Source organism: Fibrella musci (assembly GCF_041321105.1).
Taxonomy (GTDB): Bacteria; Bacteroidota; Bacteroidia; order Cytophagales; family Spirosomataceae; genus Fibrella; species Fibrella musci.
The window spans coordinates 501,689-518,264 of record NZ_JBGGWD010000002.1 but is presented as its reverse complement, the minus strand read 5'-3'; the positions used below and the strand labels follow the sequence as shown (position 1 = coordinate 518,264).

12 protein-coding genes are annotated in these 16,576 nt (G+C 58.0%); 8 read left to right on the top strand and 4 right to left on the bottom strand.

Going from position 1 to position 16,576, the window contains the following annotated elements; genetic code table 11:
* Positions 1-175: 175 nt before the first annotated feature.
* The 5 genes from ACAW74_RS07855 (at position 176) to ACAW74_RS07835 (ending at position 6,859) form a co-directional block, all read left to right on the top strand.
* Positions 176-1,639, top strand: a complete 1,464-nt coding sequence (locus tag ACAW74_RS07855) for a gluconokinase (RefSeq protein ID WP_370697639.1) — start codon at positions 176-178, stop codon at positions 1,637-1,639.
* Positions 1,640-1,716: 77 nt separating this feature from the next.
* Entirely contained in the window at positions 1,717-2,358 is a 642-nt protein-coding gene (locus tag ACAW74_RS07850; protein WP_370697638.1) for a DUF4230 domain-containing protein, read from the top strand.
* 10 nt (positions 2,359-2,368) lie between these two features.
* A complete protein-coding gene (locus ACAW74_RS07845) occupies positions 2,369-3,376 on the top strand; it encodes an esterase-like activity of phytase family protein (protein ID WP_370697637.1) in 1,008 nt (335 codons plus the stop codon).
* A complete protein-coding gene (locus ACAW74_RS07840) occupies positions 3,376-4,470 on the top strand; it encodes a hypothetical protein (RefSeq protein ID WP_370697636.1) in 1,095 nt (364 codons plus the stop codon). The genes ACAW74_RS07845 and ACAW74_RS07840 overlap by 1 nt, the downstream gene beginning before the upstream one ends.
* Complete coding sequence (locus tag ACAW74_RS07835) at positions 4,424-6,859, top strand: hypothetical protein (protein ID WP_370697635.1); 2,436 nt, start codon at positions 4,424-4,426, stop codon at positions 6,857-6,859. The genes ACAW74_RS07840 and ACAW74_RS07835 overlap by 47 nt, the downstream gene beginning before the upstream one ends.
* 102 nt (positions 6,860-6,961) lie before the next feature.
* On the opposite strand, the gene rnhB is transcribed toward ACAW74_RS07835, so the two are convergent.
* Positions 6,962-7,537, bottom strand: coding sequence for a ribonuclease HII (gene rnhB, locus ACAW74_RS07830; protein WP_370697634.1), 576 nt, complete (start codon positions 7,535-7,537; stop codon positions 6,962-6,964).
* Between the two features lie 49 nt (positions 7,538-7,586).
* On the opposite strand from rnhB, the gene ACAW74_RS07825 reads away from it, so the two are divergent.
* Together ACAW74_RS07825 and ACAW74_RS07820 are read left to right on the top strand one after the other, a co-directional pair.
* Positions 7,587-7,907 carry a heavy metal-binding domain-containing protein gene (locus ACAW74_RS07825; protein WP_370697633.1) on the top strand — a complete coding sequence of 107 codons (321 nt, stop codon included), beginning with the start codon at positions 7,587-7,589 and terminating at the stop codon, positions 7,905-7,907.
* A gap of 124 nt (positions 7,908-8,031) precedes the next feature.
* Positions 8,032-9,261, top strand: a complete 1,230-nt coding sequence (locus ACAW74_RS07820; RefSeq protein ID WP_370697632.1) for a hypothetical protein — start codon at positions 8,032-8,034, stop codon at positions 9,259-9,261.
* Positions 9,262-9,345: 84 nt separating this feature from the next.
* On the opposite strand, the gene ACAW74_RS07815 is transcribed toward ACAW74_RS07820, so the two are convergent.
* The 3 genes from ACAW74_RS07815 to ACAW74_RS07805 form a co-directional block, all read right to left on the bottom strand.
* The gene (locus ACAW74_RS07815) at positions 9,346-9,927 is read right to left on the bottom strand and encodes an SGNH/GDSL hydrolase family protein (protein ID WP_370697631.1); all 582 of its coding nucleotides are present in this window, start codon (positions 9,925-9,927) and stop codon (positions 9,346-9,348) included.
* 110 nt (positions 9,928-10,037) lie between these two features.
* Positions 10,038-12,335 (bottom strand): TonB-dependent receptor, encoded by a 2,298-nt coding sequence (locus ACAW74_RS07810; protein WP_370697630.1) that lies wholly within the window; start codon positions 12,333-12,335, stop codon positions 10,038-10,040.
* Between the two features lie 148 nt (positions 12,336-12,483).
* A complete protein-coding gene (locus ACAW74_RS07805) occupies positions 12,484-14,019 on the bottom strand; it encodes a P-loop NTPase family protein (RefSeq protein WP_370697629.1) in 1,536 nt (511 codons plus the stop codon).
* A 201-nt stretch (positions 14,020-14,220) separates the two neighbouring features.
* On the opposite strand from ACAW74_RS07805, the gene ACAW74_RS07800 reads away from it, so the two are divergent.
* Positions 14,221-16,530: an IPT/TIG domain-containing protein gene (locus ACAW74_RS07800; protein ID WP_370697628.1), complete on the top strand. Its 2,310-nt coding sequence runs from the start codon at positions 14,221-14,223 to the stop codon at positions 16,528-16,530.
* The last annotated feature ends 46 nt before the right edge of the window (positions 16,531-16,576 follow it).

The window sequence follows — 16,576 nt, the reverse complement described above, 5'->3', positions numbered from 1 at the left end:
TTGATTAGTAGTGAATTGTTAGTTGTCGGAATGCCCGATTATGGACCACTGAACCCTGATCTGGCCTTTTGCCAACGTACCCGTATACGTGAGAATGGATAATGTGTAATAGCTTCGTTTGCTGGAAGCCGCCGCTAGGCACTTGCCGCATTCACTACACACGATCCACTGACGTATGCTGTTACTTGGCGTTGATATCGGCACGACCAACCTAAAAGCACTGGCGATTGATACCGAAACGGGCCAACCCATTGCGCAGGCCACCCGGCCTGTAACAACGCTGGTACCCAAACCCGGCTGGGCCGAGCAAGACCCAAAGGCCATCTGGTCCTTGTTTGGCGAGGTCATAAGCGAATGCCTCGCCGAACTAGGTCCGCAGGCCGACCAGCTGGCCGGGGTTTGTTTCAGTACCGCCATGCATAGTCTACTGGCGGTCGATGATGTCGGCCGCCCCCTCACCAACGCCCTGATCTGGTCAGACAACCGGGCGAGCCGCGAAGCCCTCGCCATCCGCACGGGCCACGCCGAGGTGACAAAGGCGCTGAACGTACCTGTGCATCCGATGTTGCCGCTTTGCAAACTGGCCTGGTTCAGCGCGCACAATCCGCGATTGCTCAAACGGGCCGTTCGCTGGCTGTCGCTCAAAGAATACGTGTGGTGGAAACTGACGGGCCGCTACGAAATCGACTACGCGATGGCGGGCGCCACGGGCTTGTTCAACAACGCCAAACGTACCTGGCTGGCCCCTGCGCTGGCCGTCGCCAACGTCCGCGCCGATCAGCTATCTACGCCCGTCAACACCACGCATACCGTTGCCTACCAGCCGCAGGCGGGGCAGTCGGCCATTTTCGCGCCCAATATGCCGCTCATTATTGGCGCGTCGGATGGCTGCCTGGCGAATTTGGGAGCCGGGGCCATCGAGCCGGGCGTAACCACCATCACCATCGGCACCAGCGGCGCTGTTCGCCGGACGAGTTCCCGGCCTGTGGGCGATGATCGACTCTTTTCCTACCTGCTCCACGCCCGCACCGCTGCCGACCCTGACCGGTATGTGGTTGGCGGCCCCACCAACAACGGCGCTAACGTGCTCGAATGGCTGTCGGAGAAACTTGTTCAGCAAGATACCCCAACCGTGCTGACCGAAGCCGCCACGGTGCCGCCCGGTTCAGACGGTCTGTTATTCCGGCCCTATTTGCAGGGCGAACGGGCTCCGCTCTGGGACGCCAGCGTGCGCGGCAGCTACCACCACGTCGACTGGCTGCACACGCGGGCACATTTCGCCCGAGCCGCGCTGGAAGGTGTGCTCTTCAACCTGCGCCGTACCGAACTGCTGCTGGCCCGCAACGCTGGCCCAACGCGGGTGATCCATGCCAACGGCGGCTTTGCACAGTCGGAATTCTGGGTGCAGATGATGGCCGACATCTTCAACGTACCCGTGCGGCTCAACGCCAGCAACGAAAGCGGAGCTATCGGGGCGGTTAAGCTGGCTCAGTTTGCGCTGGCCAGTGCCACTGATAAACCGCTATCATTGACCGACTTGGCCGCAACCACCGAATTTGGGCATACCTTTCAACCTGACCCGGAAGCCGCCACCCTGTACCGGAAGCAATACAAACGCTTCGAGGAATTGGGTGAATAAACTGCCGACTGCAGTCGTCTAAGAAAGTAGCCGCTTAGTACCCTGTTCATTATCCACCGCACACCGTACATTCGTTTATGGACTTTCTGAATACCCTACTGTTACTAACCGTCGGCGGAGCCGGGGGCGTTGGCCTGAGTTTGTGGCTGCGCCGGAAGCCCACCAACGCCGTTACCGACGTGCGCCACGAGTCGACGCTGCTGCTCGAGCGCATCGAGAAAGTGTTTAAAGTCGTAATGGCCGAGGGCTATTTCTCGGAGATCTACAATTACCAGGATCAGAAGACGATTCTGTACGTGTTCAACGACCCCAAAAAAGCCATGATCATTGCCAAGTCGAAGGTGCTGGTGGGGTTCGATTTTCAGAAAGTACGGTTTCGGCAAGCTCAGCCCGGCGAGAAAACGCTGGTTGTCGAGGCTTTCCCCGAACCCGAAATCCTGTCGATCGATACCGATTATAAGTTTTACGACATTCAGGCGGGTATCTTCAACCATTTCAGCAGCGAAGCCTACACCAGCATTCTGGAAGAAGCCAAGCAGGTGATGCACGAACGGGCCATGCAGAGCGATCTGCCCCGCATCGCCAATAATCAGATTCAGTACATGATGTTTCAACTAGCCGGGTCGATGGGCTGGACGCTTCAGCTGCCGGAAGCCGATCAGCGCGAAATCGAACTGCTCGACCAGGGAAAAGCCCTCCCCGCCGGTGAAACAAAGTGATCGTTGCTCCATGAAGCGCATGCTCTTGCTACTTCTGTTCATGTGTGTCGGCCTCGGGGCACAGAGTCAGGCGTTCACATTTGTGTCGAGTACGACCTTCTCGCCGGCCTACAATGACGGCGCGTTTCGGGGCTTGTCGGGTATCGACTACGTACCTGAGCGGGGCTGGTATGTGGTGAGCGACCGGGGCGGGTCCCGAACGCGTGCCAACGAGGGAAATATCTTTCTGGCCGATAAGCTACCGCCCGCTGCCGACGCGCAATTGCTCACGCCGACTGCCGCACCGTATAGTTTTGAAAGTATCCGTTACGATGCCCGCCGCGAGCTGGTTTACCTCTCGGCCGAGCGGGATTCGGTAAACGCGGGCGAACAGGATTCGACGGTGGTATTGGCCCTGAAAAGCCGTGATCTGGGCCGTCCGGAGCGGGCCGTGCGGCTGCTGAGCCAGGTCAGCGGGTCATCCAACAAGGGTGTCGAGGGACTGGTGATTACGCCGTCGGGACAACTCTGGGTCGCGCCCGAAGCCGGTTGGGCTGGCGAAACGGCACTCAACAGGCCGACGGTTCATTTCCTCCGTTACAAAGACCCAGTAGCTGGCAACGTACCTGACTCGATCAGCTACCCTATCGACCGGTTTCCCAATGCATATTACCAAAACGATAAACCCGGCGGTATTGCCGAATTGCTGGCGATCGACGACTCCACCCTGCTGGTGCTGGAACGCGCCTACCACATTTTTCTGGGCGAAGATCAGGTGAAACGGGAGGTCGTACTGGCGCGGCTGTACCGGGCACAACTTGACGCAAAAACGCAGTCGTTTACCAAAACCGAAGTGTTCAACTTTAATGATCCCGCCCAGTTCCCCGACGGCATCCGCAATCTGGAAGGGATGGCTTGGGGACCGCCTTCGGCCGATGGAAAACGCCGCCTGTACATCGTAGCTGACGATAACTTCGAATACCGGCCGGAGCGGATGACGACCCAGAAAAACCAACTCATCATTCTGGAAGCGCGCTAATGGGTTCTTGTTTACGTCGGTGGCTCTTTGCTGGCAGTTGGCTGCTCAGTGTAGCCTGCCAAACCGAAACGGGGCAACGTAGCGGGCCAGTAACCACCGTCGCGCCGGCCGATATACAGCCTACCATACCGGCTTTTTACCACTGGAAGAGCACGTTTGCCCCGACGACCGCCGAGCGGGAGCTGTTGCGTGACATTGCCATACAGACGCTTTACATACGCTTTTTCGACGTGGATTGGGACGATGCCACGCAGCAGCCGGTGCCAACAGGGCCGGTAAGCTTCCGGGCGAAACCCGTGGCCCGGCGACTGGTGCCGGTGGTGTTTATCACCAACAAAACGCTACTTAATCTGCCGCCTGCCAACGTACCTGAACTGGCGAGGCGCATCGTTCGGAAGGTAACCCAAACGGCTACGGCCGCTGCCATCACGTACCCGGAACTCCAACTCGACTGCGACTGGACCCGCAGCACCCGAACCCGCTATTTTTCGCTGCTGAAAGCCATCGCGGCTGAAGCGCGGGTGCCTCTGTCGGCCACGATCCGGCTACATCAGGTGAAGTTTGCGGCCCAAACCGGCGTGCCACCCGTTCGGCGGGGCATGCTCATGGCCTACAACATCGGCGACTGGAAACGCCCCGACACTCGCAACTCCATTCTCGACCCCGCCGACCTGCGCCGCTACGTCGATTATCTGCCCGGCTACCCCCTTCCGCTCGACATTGCCCTGCCACTGTTTCGCTGGACGGTCATCTTCCGGAATGGGCGCGTGCTGGCCCTGCGCAATCACCTCGACGCCGCGCAGGTACGTTCGCAGTCGTTTGTCGTGCCGGAGGGTAAGCATCAGTACGACACCACCCGCTTCCTTGTGCGCCGTGATACCACGCTATGGGGTGTCTCGCTCCGGCGCGGCGATTTGTTACGTACCGAAGCCTGTTCGTTGACACAGTTGTTAACCGCTAAGGAGTTGCTGTTAACCAGATTACCCCCCCAAACGCGTACATTTACCGCTTACCATCTCGATTCGACGGTTCTTCATTCGTACCCACATGCTGCCCTCAAGCAACTCTTCGTTTCGCCTTCGCCAACTCCGTAGGCCGCTGCTCTCCCTTGCTATTCTGATCGGATTCGCCTGCGCCGGGGGCGACGAAAGCGAGTTCTGGAGTCTTTTCCAGCCCGAAACCGCCAACACCCGGCCCGACGATCGGCTGTATGCGTTCACACCGCTGCTCTACAACACCGACTATTCGGGCTTCGACGATGGCGCCGCTGATGATTCGCTTTCGATGCTGGCGAATGTAAAGGCCTGGACTACGTACCTGGGGAACGGTTATACCGCCGATCAGCTAGAGACGGCGCTGACCGATACCACCGCCGGCCCGCTGGTCGACCGGCTGGCGCAAACCAACGCTCCGGCGGCAACGTACCTGCGCTTTGCCTATGCCGTGCAGGCCGCGTCGGCACATGGCTCGGCGTGGGAACGCGTGCCCGGCGACACCACCCGATTACGGCAATTGGCTAAAGACGCCCGCCAACAGGCAGAAGCATCGACCGATCCCTTTCTGAAAGAACGGTACGCCTTTCAGGCCGTCAAGCTGGCCGACGAAGTGGGCGCGTATCATGTTAGCCGTGACACCTATTCTCAGCTACTCGACGGTTCCACGAAACGTAGCTTCATCAGCGATTGGGCCCGGGCCCGGCAGGCGGGTGCGCTGTTGTCGTTGGGCGAAAAAGACCGCGCGCTGTTCGAGTTTGCGCAGGTATTTGCCAACTGCCCCAGTCGTCGCCATGCCGCCGAGCGGAGCATTCGAATGGGGAATCTACGCTTCACCGATGCCGCGCTGAACCTGGCGAAAACCGATGCCGAACGGGTGGCTGTCTATGCCATCTGCGCCATTCAGCCCAAACAGGACGGCCTGCCGCTGCTGGAAGAAATGGTGGCGCTGGACCCTAAAAATCCGCTCAATGAACTGGTGCTGACCCGCGAAATCAACCGCAACGAGTATTACGCCAAACAAACCCGCTGGAGTGGCTACGTCGACACCGAAAATGACCGGACCGACTCGCTCAACTTCGAATCGCGCCGCACGTCGGTGGCCGATTACAACCAGAAACTACTTGCCTTTGCGGAAGGGGCGGCCAAAAACGCGGCGCTGGGTAATCCGGCGTTTTACCTGACCGCCGCCGCCTACCTGCACTACCTCGCGGGCGACTACACCGCCGCCAAAACCACGCTCGACGAAGCGGCCAAACAATCAACCGGCAATAGTGCATTGAAACAGCAGATCGCGCTTCAGCAGATGTTGCTGCTTTCTGCCCAGCCCGACGTACCCGCCGCCGCTACCGAAACGCAGTTTATTAGCTACCTGACTCAGTTTCAGCAAAATGCCGAAACGCGCTACGATGAAGGAGCCGCGCCCTACAATTTTCGGTTTGCCAACGTCCTATCGGCGGCGGGCCTGCAAATGGCCAATCGGTACCTGAGTGAAGCGGCCTCAACGTCGGGCGGCTGGCTGAGTAGCTGTAGCTCGAAAAAGAAAGCCGAGGCTGTGAGTGGTCCTAACGCGGCCAAAGCCTTTTTGATGCGGGTCGTGGCGGCGCAGGCCCGATCGACGGGTTTTTATGGCGATGATCAGCTAACGCTGGAAGACTCGACCGACACACCGACGGCGCAGGCGGTGGCCGATTTCGTGACCAAACCAAGTGGTGAGTTCGACGAACGCCTGACCAAACTAGCGGGTTTCGATGCCGACGCGGCCTATCAGTTGCTGGGGCGGCGCAACATCGCCGTGGGCAATTACGAAGCCGCCGCTATGGCCTTCGCGAAAGTGAGCCCGAAAGCATGGACCACCGAGGCCTACACGAGCAACCTGACCGTCGACCCGTTTACGGTTAATTTTCCCGACGAAGGTAAACCGGCCACCAAGTACAGCCCGCTTCAGTTTGTGCAGCGCCTCGCCGATCTGCAAACAAAAGCCAAACAGGCTGACGCCAGCCAAAAACGTGGCGACGACGTCGCCCAACTCCATTACGAACTGGGTTGCGGTGCCTATAACCTCAGCTATTGGGGCAACGCCTGGATTCTAACCCGCCGCGCCCGTAGCAGTGCTGAACCGCTGTTGTATGGCCAGAGCGCGGCCACCTTCGACCGTATTTTGCAGGACCCGTATTACGTGAACTCCATCGCCCGGCATCACTTCGAGCAGGCGGCCCAACTGGCGCAGTCGCCTGAGATGGCCGCGAAAGCAACGTACCTGGCCGCCCGCTGCCAGCACGATGCGCTCCGGGTACGTCGCGAGATCGAGAAAGAAAAGACAGGTACGTATGTCGACGACGAGAACCCGGCTTTCAACCAGAAGATTGCTGGTATCGCCCGCGCCGAATACGATTCATCCGCCAGTGTATTCCGTCAGCGGTTCCGTAGCACCCGCTTCGCACAAGACATGCTCACCAACTGCGCCCTCTACAAAGACGTGGTACAGTGAAGAATGAATAATGTACGATGTATAATGTACAATGCACAATGGGTTGGCGCGTCAGTAGTTCGTCTCCAATTCCATTGTGCATTGTACATTATACATCGTGCATTAAATCAACCGAAAGCTCATCCGGTGGTGCTCGGTGGGGCCGTGCTGGCGGAGAGCGTCGCGGTGGTGAGCAGTGGGGTAGCCCACGTTCTGCGCCCACCCGTAGGCTGGGTACGTTCGACCGAGCGTTTCCATAAGTTCGTCGCGGTGGGTTTTGGCCAGCACCGACGCCGCGGCGATCGACAGGTAGAGCGAGTCGCCTTTGACGATGCAGGTGTGCGGCACCATCGGGTACGGCCTGAATCGGTTGCCATCGACCAGCAGGTGTTCGGGATGGACGGTGAGCGCGTCGGTGGCCCGGTGCATCGCCAGAAAGCTAGCCTGTAGAATATTGATCCGGTCGATATCGGCGGGCGACACTTCGGCAATAGCCCAGGCGATGGCGTCGCGGCGAATGTCGGCTTGCAGGCGGTTTCGCTGGGCGCGGCTTAGTTGTTTGGAGTCTGTCAGGATGGGGTGCTGGTAGTCGGGCGGGAGGATCACCGCCGCCGCCACCACGGGCCCGGCCAGGCAACCCCGCCCCACTTCGTCGAGACCGGCTTCCAATAAGCCAGCTGTATGGTATGATCGGAGCATCAGGTAAATTCTGTCCGTTTATCTTTGAGCCTCATTCAACTCAAACGGTATGCTCGTTACGACTACGCCCAACATCGAAGGCAAACGCATCATCAACTACATCGGTCTGGTCAATGGCGAGGCCATTATTGGTGCCAATATCGTTAAGGATTTCTTCGCGGGCATCAGCGACATCGTCGGCGGGCGGTCGGGGGCCTATGAACAGGGCCTGCGCGAAGCCAAAAGTATTGCCATCCGTGAGATGATGGATCAGGCCACGCGGCTGGGTGCCAATGCCATTGTTGGCGTCGATCTGGACTACGAAACCATCGGCGGAAACGGGTCGATGCTGATGGTTTCGGCCAACGGAACGGCAGTCGTTATTGAATAGTGTTAAAAAGGGTGAAAGAGGCTTTTAACAATGAATTTCGTTGGTTAAATTTGGGTTATTCTAATACAGACTTACCCGATAGTCAAAACCGAAAACAAACGTTAGGCCTCTTTTTCGCCGCTTCATGACCGTACTCAATCCGATCCGTTTCAATGGGGAGAAACGGATGGATACTCACCCACTTCAGTCTACCGAATACACCAGCCAACACGCCGCCGAGGCGAATCATCACTTCGACGAAGCCGTCAGACGGTTTCTGCGTCAGTGGATCGAACAGGGTACGGGTTCACATACAGATACCGACGACATACACAGTCAGTATGCCGCGCATGACCTGGAGGCCTTCGTGGAGGGTGGCGCCCTGCGCGCCTTTTTCAAACACCACGACGATGCGCTTGAGCAGTTGCTGGGCCAACCCGACATCGCTCAGCATCTGCTGCGCTCCGGCTACGAGGTTCACTTCGAACCCGATGCCTACGAGCCGCTGCTGTCGCGTTTCGAGCGGCGCATCTACAACCTCGCCGCTCACCGCGAACACCGCGAGGTTCCGTTTCGCTACAGCCCCACCAGCCGACAAGGCGTTCACGGCGATTCGATTGGCTGGACCGACACCGTGCAGGAAGGCGACAATGCCCCCCGCGAAGACATCGGCTATTATTTTGGCACCCGCCGTTCCGACGAGACAGCCTTAGGCATTCTGGCCCGGCAACTGCACAATGAGGCGCAGGTGGCCTACGACCTGCCCATGCACGTGATGACCGACGGCTACATGGAGGATGCGCTCCGGGCCATCCGCGCCACTACCGAACAACTCGGCGAAGCGGGCGAAACGGCCTTGCACGGGTTTGTCATTCAGCGCCGCCACGCCGCCCACGACCGGCATTTGGGCGCGGCGTTTCTGCTGATGAATCCGGCCCAGCCTGACCAGCCTCGGCGCGTGATGTTCTGCGATACGCTCAATCCCAGCGGTACACCGCCCTGGTGGAATACCTTCAAACGCGTACTCGATGCGGTTTTCCCGCAACCGGAGGGCACCGCGCTCGTGTCGGATCGGCTGGAAGATGGCAGCGTCAACCTACAGCGGCTGCACGACGGCGTGCCTGTTCGTCATCAGGATATCGACTGCGCCTTCTATACGGCATCGATTGCCAAAGCGCTCATTCAACTGGCGGCGCAACAACCCGATCTGCTGCTATATGGCCCCATCGAGCACGTGGTAAGCCGTATGACCGAGCGCATGCCCGATTATTTCCTCGAAGCCAACGTACCCAAGCTGCCCACTGTGGTGCGCGAAACCAACATAATTCGCCGCTGGAACACCGGCCGCGAAGCATTGCTGGAGTACGTGAAGTGAGTTCAAGGTTCAAAGTCCAATGTTCAACGTTGGCTGACGCAGGAATAGAGCGCGTCAGCTAACGTTGAACATTGGACCTTGAACTTACTTCATATACCCGACCAACTGCTCGCGCCAGCGGGCGTAGCCGGCGGGGCTGAGGTGCAGGCCATCGGCTTCGTAGAGTGAGTGGTCGGGTTGGCCGTCGGGCGTTAGCATGGCCACGGTAGCGTCGATAAACTGAAACTGCGGTCGGCGGCTGATGTCGTCGGCAATAAACCGATTGGCCAGCCGGATCGAGTCGACGAGTTGCCAGCGTGCCGGGCTGGGTTTGATCGATAAGAACGAGACCCGCGCCTCAGGTAGGTGTTGCTCAATCTGCCGGGCCAGATCGCGGAAAAACAGGCACACCTCTTCGGGTTGCCGCCCTTCGCCCAAATCATTATCGCCGGCATAAAGAATAAGAGCGCGGGGCCGGGCGGGTACCACCAGTCGCTCAAAATGCCAGGCGCAGGCCGCCAGCGTGGAGCCGCCGAATCCCAGATTCAACGTTTCGATGTGGGGGAAGTCGCGTTCCAGATTCGTCCACAGCCGGATCGACGAGCTGCCATAAAATACCGTCTGACCGGTCGGCGTGGCCTTCACTTTCTTTTCTAAGGCGTTAATTTCTTCCGAAAACAGGAGCATACTGGTGACTATAGAATGACCGTAGTCCAACGTACCTGATAGTTTGTAACGTTGTCTTTATACGTTGGTCCTGATCTGTATACGGCTCTGGGGCTACTTTGTTTCGTGATTTACCAAAACCAGGTAGCGCTTAGGCGAGCGAAAAACGGCGTGCCGGGCGTGAAATGAATTTCGTCGACGGGCGTGGCCTCACCGCGCAGGCGGCTTTCAGTGGCAAACTGCGTTTCTTTCCAGCGGGTGTTGAAGAGGTTTTGCACCGATAAGCCGAGCGTGAGGTGGCGGCGGGCGTAGTTTACCTGCATATCCGTCACAAAGTAGCCTTTGGCCCTAATCGAATTGCCCTCGTTGGCGGGGCGATCGGCCATGTAGCGGTAGCGTAGCGACCCACTAAAGCCTGTAAGGCGCTGGAGTGACAGCCCGCCCGTAGACGTGAATGTGGGCGCGAGCGGCAGGTAATTCTGGCCCGCTTCGGCGTCGAGTGAGCGGGGCGTAGCCGTGTTGAGGTCAATGTCGGCATACAGGTTTTTGGTGAGCTGGTAGCGGGCCGACAGGTCGAGGCCGTAACGGCGCGACCGGCCACTGGGTTCGACCACGCCTTCGTCGCCGACCCACACAAACTCCTGTTGCAGCCACAGATACCAACCCGCCGCGTTGATGAGCAGGTTGGGCAACGGCTTCACAATCAACCCCAGATCAGAGCCGTAAGCCGGGGGAAGAATATGCCGTCCGCGCTGGGCTACAACCACCCGCGTATCATTGGAGTGAAAGCCCTTACCGGTGTTCAGGTACAGTTGCAACGACGGGTTCAGCGTGTAATACAGGTTGAGTTTAGGCGAAATGATAGCCGCGTCGGCCTGCTGCCAGGTACGTTCCGTTGGGATGAGGTCGAGGTAGCGGTTCTGGAAATAATCGAGCCGGACACCCGCGTTGAGTGTAAACCGGTCGGAGACGTCAAGCGTGGCGTCGGCGTAGGCAGCGGCATTACGTTCGTTGATACTGCCAAACTGAAGCCGCTCAAGCGTTTCGGTGCGGTTGACGGTACGCGAGAGTTCGCTCGCACTGCCTTCGACGTCGCCTGTAAGGTCCTGCCGGTATTGCAGCCCGACGGTGGTAGTAAGGCGGCGTTTACCCAGCAGGTACGTATGCGAGACGCTGCCGTTGTAGCCAAACAGGTGGCGTTTTTCGCGCTGTCGGATTTGATCGCCGTTGATTGAGTCGTTCAGGAAAAACGTGAAGTTGGAGTAGAGTTCAAACGTATAGCGGCTGTAGAAAAACTGGTTTTTGATGGTGGTCTGGCCGGGCGTGACCGTCACGAATTCGAGGTTGGCGTTGGTACGGCTGGTTTCGCCGCCCTCGGTTGGGTCGATAGAGCCGAAGAACCCGATCTGCCCGCTGTCGACGGCCCGGTCGGGGATTTGGCCCGAATGATTCCAGCGGCTCCAGAACGTCGAGCCGGTCAGGGTAAGATCCGTAGCCGACGACAGGTGCCGGTGGTATTTGCCCAGCAGGTTGATGCGGTTAAACCGTTGGGGATTCTCGAAATACGAATCCGAGTACGAATATTCGCCCGCTACATAAGCCGATTGGTCGCGGCGCAGCTGATCGGGCGACAGCGGTTTGGGCTGAATAAGATTGACGCCAAAGACGGTTCGGTAGGTATTGTATTGACCCACTTCAACCTTGGCGAAACTCCGGTCCAGCACAGTTTTCGTGTGAAAATCGGCCCAGCCCGCCGTAGCTAAATTGCCTTCGTCGGTTTCGTAAGGGCCTTTTTTAAACGAAACCCCCGCCACCAGTTCAGGAATGACAAAATGCAGATCGGCATAGCCCTGCCCGTGCGCGTGCGATACCATGTTGACCGGCATGCCATCCACGGTGAGCCGGATGTCGGTGCCGTGGTCGAGGTCGAAGCCACGCAGAAAAATTTGCTCGGCCTTGCCGCCACCCGCGTGTTGCCCGATAAATAGCCCCGGCACCAGCCGCAGAATTTCCTGCGAATTCACAATCGGGCGGGTCGTGATGTCGATGGCGCTGATGAGTTGCTGTCCCTGTGTCTTTCCGGCTGATACGACTACCTCCCGCAGCTCAAGCGACGACCGGCCCAGTGGAATGCTGACCGCCGTAGTCTGATCGTCGAGCACCGTCGCGGTAATGGTCACGGTGCTGTATCCCAGGTACGTTACGTCGAGTTTATAGGGCGAAGGGGGAAGGCGGTCGAACGCAAACTGCCCCAATTCGTTGGTGGTCGTGCTGCGGCCCAAACCAGTCAACTGCACGGTAGCGCCCCGAAGCGGCAATTGCGTAGCCTGATCTATGACTGTACCAGTCAGGCGACCCAGATGCGCCCAGGCCGACAGGCTGCTGAAGAGCAGGAACAGCGTTAGCAACCGCGTTGGTAATCGATTCATCAAGTGTATTCTTTCTGCAAAAATAGGTTGTTCTACGTGTTACTGCTTTATTGATAAAAGCAAGTTAAGGCCCTGTTTGGGCCTGCACTGCCAACAAAAAGGCCCTGACGATACGCCAGAGCCTTCCTGATTCGTTGCAGTTGACAGGTTAATACCGATCGTCGTCGTCTTCCTCCTCATCTTCCTCGCCAAAATGCTTGGTGGGGTCGAACATCGAACCGACGAGGTCTTTAAACTGTAGCCCGGTGTCGAGGGCTTTCTTGCCAACGAGTGAGTATTCGGCCACGCCGTGCAGGGCAAACTCCATCATAAAGAGGCGTTCTTCTTTGCTCAGGCGCGGGTGAAACTGATCGACCAGATCGTCGAGGCCGTCGATCGTTCGCAGGCGGCTTTCGTAATCGCGGTTAGGCAGGTCGTTAAGCAAATCCATCACGTTGCCATCGCCAAACCAGTCGGTGATTTTTTTGTACGGGTTGCCACGCTTGTCTTTCTTGGCCTTCTCGGGGTTCGGGAAGTAGTTCAGAAACTGGGTACGTAGCGCCTTGCCGATGAGGTTCTGCGCTACAATCACCGGCCCTTCTACCTCGCCCTCATAAACCAGTTCCACCTTGCCGCAGATGGCCGGTACCACGCCGTAGAGATCTGCGATGCGCACATAGGTTTCTTTCTCGCTGTTGAGCAAGGTGCGGAGTTCGGCAGCCGACAAGAGATTTTCGTAGGCCGAAATGGTCATCCGGGCCGATACACCCGATTTGGCATCGACGTATTCGCTCTGCCGGGCTTCAATGGCGATCTGTTCGATCAGGTCGGCCACGAGGTCGTTGGTTTTCACCAGTCCTTTCTGCTCCGTTTTCACGATGGCTTCCTGCTGCGTGATCTTCCGTCCGGTTTCGATGCTCTTCGGATAGTGGGTCACGATCTGGCTGTCGATCCGGTCTTTCAGCGGCGTCACGATGCTGCCCCGGTTGGTGTAATCTTCCGGGTTGGCCGTAAACACAAACTGAATATCGAGCGGCAGACGCAGCTTGAACCCGCGAATCTGAATGTCGCCTTCCTGCAAAATGTTGAACAGCGATACCTGAATCCGGGCCTGCAAATCGGGCAACTCGTTGATCACGAAAATGCAGCGGTGCGAGCGCGGAATCAGTCCGAAGTGGATGGTCCGTTCGTCGGAGTAAGGCAGTTTGAGTGTCGCCGCTTTGATGGGATCCACGTCGCCAATCAAATCAGCCACCGACACGTCGGGTGTGGCGAGCTTTTCGGTGTAGCGGTCGTCGCGGTGCAGCCAGCTGATGGGCGTCGCGTCGCCCAACTCGCTGATGCGATCATGAGCATAACGCGACAGCGGGTGAAGCGGGTCGTCGTTCAACTCGGAGCCTTCAACCACCGGGATGTATTCGTCCAGCAGATTGACCATCAGGCGGGCAATCCGGGTTTTGGCCTGCCCACGCAACCCCAGCAGGTTGATGTGGTGCATCGACAGAATGGCCCGTTCGATATCGGGAATGACCGTGTCTTCGTAGCCCCAAATGCCCGTGAAAACGTTTTCTTTCGCTTTCAGCTTCTGAATCAGGTTGTCGCGCAACTCCTGTTTGATCGTGCGGGTCTTGTAACCGGCGGCTTTCAGCTCGCCCAATGTTTTTATGGTAAGCAGTTCCTTGGCTTTCAGGTTGCGGTAGCTCATGTAACGTTTTCTAGTTGTCGTCTACGGTTTGTCGTTCAATAGTCGGTAGAGTTCCTGCACAGGCAAGGGCAACATCGAACGATAAACGACAAACGTCAGACAAAAAGGAAACAGCCTTTTTCCGCAAATGGTTTGTGGCGCAAAGGGTTTGGCCTGCCGCACAAAGCTGTTAATTTTGTATACATAGTTTTACGCAGTTGAATGGAAAAAGGGGTACGTTTCGCAGTGCAGGGGCTTTGCCTGCTGGTCATGATGGTGGCCGCGCTGGCAGGTTGTAAGGTCAATGAGTTTCCGCCCGAACTGTGGAGCGTTAACCCAAGCCAATATGAGATTGGCCGGTCGGTCGAGCTGAAAGGCGCTCAGTTTGGCGCCGAGCCCATCGTCACCTTCGGGCAGGGAGCTACGGCCGTTCAGGCCAGCATTCAGAGCCGGTCTGATCAGGCGCTCACGGTGGTGGTACCCCGCATCGCCACCGGTCCAACGCAGGTTCAGGTGGCCAACAGTCAGGGCATGACCCCGCCGCTGTCGTTTACGGTAGTGCAGCCCCGACCTGTGCTGACGGCCCTTTCGCCCGAAAACACCCCGCCAGGCGGCGTGATGAAGGTAACAGGCGATAACATCGACCGCGTCACGAGCATCCGGTTCGATACCACCCGGGCGGCTTCGTTTACCGTAGTCTCGCCCAACGAAGTGCTGGTAACGATTTCACCAACCCTTCCCAAAGGGCAGTATATCTTCCATTTCGCGACGGAAGGCGGCGAATTTGGGACGCCTTATCTGGTAGCGGGTACGCCCGTTATTACCGGTTTTACGCCCAAACGGGGGCGTGCCGGTCAGGAGATTGTGATTACGGGCCGCTACCTGGCCGATGGGCAGGTGTTTGTGAACCGTGGCCTCGCCGACCCGGCCACGGTACGAGGAACCGATACTGAAATCAGGGCGATTATTCCTCCTGATGCTACAACGGGGCGCGTCAGTGTGCGCACCTTCAATCAGCTAACCGGCATCAGCGCTGACAGCATCTATCTGGCCAGTACACCAGTGATTCAAGCCGGACCAACGCCCGCCGAGGGCATTGTGGGCGACAAAGTAGTGCTCACAGGCCTGAACTACCGCGATGTGAGCGAGGTAAAATTTGGCACAGTTACGGCCCCGTTCCGTATACTGAGCGACACACAACTGGAAGTAACGGTACCGGCCCGCACTGAGGCAGGCAACGTACCTGTGACGATCAGCGGGATAGGAGGGAGCACGACCAGTAATCAGCCATTCTTTTATATTCAGGCACCGGCCAACATTGCGTTCACGCCCCTTCGCCGCGCCAAAAACAAGCAGGTGACCATCACTGGCCAGAATCTCTCTCGTATTCAGTCGATCACGCTCAACGGAAAACCGGTAAGCATCCACAGCGCCGTAGAAGGCGTCGAGGTAACGTTTTTCGTATCGCCCACCGACGCCTCGGGACTTATTACCGTTACTAACCGGGCGGGAACAGCCACGTCGACGCGCTCGCTGACCGTTATTCAGTCGCCCACCGTGACCGATTACCCTCGCCGGATCGCCGCAGGTGCACGCATGGTGCTGAAAGGAACCTGGCTGCGCGATGCTGTGGTACAGTTTAGCGGGGCCGCCAGCCCGGCGCTCATCGATGGTAAAAACGAAGACAACGAACTCTGGATTCGGGTACCCGACGACGCACAAACCGGCTCGTTCCAACTCATTACAGACTCGCCCGACGTATTCTCGTCGGAGCAGGTAACGATCATCAGACCAGTGCCGAACATCGCTTTTACGCCGACGGCGGGTAAAGTGGGCGACGAAATCACGGTGACAGGTACGTTCTTCGAAGACGTGACCGACGTGCGCTTCAACGGTGGGGCCTCGCTGCCCGCTACCTTCCGGCGGGAGTTCAATAGCCTCAAGGTGACTGTACCGGCCAATGCGGTCACCGGTACCATCTGCCTCACCAATCCGGCAGGGATCGCCTGTTCGGCAGGTACGTTCACGGTACTGCGGCTGCCATCGGGCCTGAGCTTCTCGCCCAAAAAAGGATTAGCTGGCACTGAGGTGACCATCTCCGGCCAAAACCTGGCCGACGTGACTGAGGTGCGGTTTAGTGAAGGTAAATCGCAGCCTGCGGTATTCCGTCGGGTTGGCGCCACAATTATCGCTACGGTGCCTGCCGATGCTGTCGACGGATCGATCTGTCTTACAAATGCAGCGGGTACTATTTGTACTGGTGAATTCTACGACGTGCTATTGCCGATCAGCAACGTAGCCGTTGCGACCACGACCGCCAAAGTTGGTACGGAGGTGATCATTACGGGGACCAACGTGCTGACGGTGTCGGAAGTGCGGTTTAGCAATGGCCGTTCGTCGGCGGCTAAATTCCGGGGCGTTGGCGCTACGTTGGCTGTTACGGTACCGGCCGATGCCACATCCGGTCCCATCTGCCTGACCAACGAGGCCGGCACTGTTTGCACGAAAGAGACGGTGACCATCGAGAAATAAAACCGATGGCAGGCAGCGCCCGGCCGCGATCATTCATCAATAAACT

Coding starts and splice junctions, on each gene's coding strand:
- ACAW74_RS07855 (WP_370697639.1), top strand. CDS start 176: ATGCTGTTACTTGGCGTTGATATCGGCACGACCAACCTAAAAGCACTG.
- ACAW74_RS07850 (WP_370697638.1), top strand. CDS start 1,717: ATGGACTTTCTGAATACCCTACTGTTACTAACCGTCGGCGGAGCCGGG.
- ACAW74_RS07845 (WP_370697637.1), top strand. CDS start 2,369: ATGAAGCGCATGCTCTTGCTACTTCTGTTCATGTGTGTCGGCCTCGGG.
- ACAW74_RS07840 (WP_370697636.1), top strand. CDS start 3,376: ATGGGTTCTTGTTTACGTCGGTGGCTCTTTGCTGGCAGTTGGCTGCTC.
- ACAW74_RS07835 (WP_370697635.1), top strand. CDS start 4,424: ATGCTGCCCTCAAGCAACTCTTCGTTTCGCCTTCGCCAACTCCGTAGG.
- rnhB (WP_370697634.1), bottom strand. CDS start 7,537: ATGCTCCGATCATACCATACAGCTGGCTTATTGGAAGCCGGTCTCGAC.
- ACAW74_RS07825 (WP_370697633.1), top strand. CDS start 7,587: ATGCTCGTTACGACTACGCCCAACATCGAAGGCAAACGCATCATCAAC.
- ACAW74_RS07820 (WP_370697632.1), top strand. CDS start 8,032: ATGACCGTACTCAATCCGATCCGTTTCAATGGGGAGAAACGGATGGAT.
- ACAW74_RS07815 (WP_370697631.1), bottom strand. CDS start 9,927: ATGCTCCTGTTTTCGGAAGAAATTAACGCCTTAGAAAAGAAAGTGAAG.
- ACAW74_RS07810 (WP_370697630.1), bottom strand. CDS start 12,335: ATGAATCGATTACCAACGCGGTTGCTAACGCTGTTCCTGCTCTTCAGC.
- ACAW74_RS07805 (WP_370697629.1), bottom strand. CDS start 14,019: ATGAGCTACCGCAACCTGAAAGCCAAGGAACTGCTTACCATAAAAACA.
- ACAW74_RS07800 (WP_370697628.1), top strand. CDS start 14,221: ATGGAAAAAGGGGTACGTTTCGCAGTGCAGGGGCTTTGCCTGCTGGTC.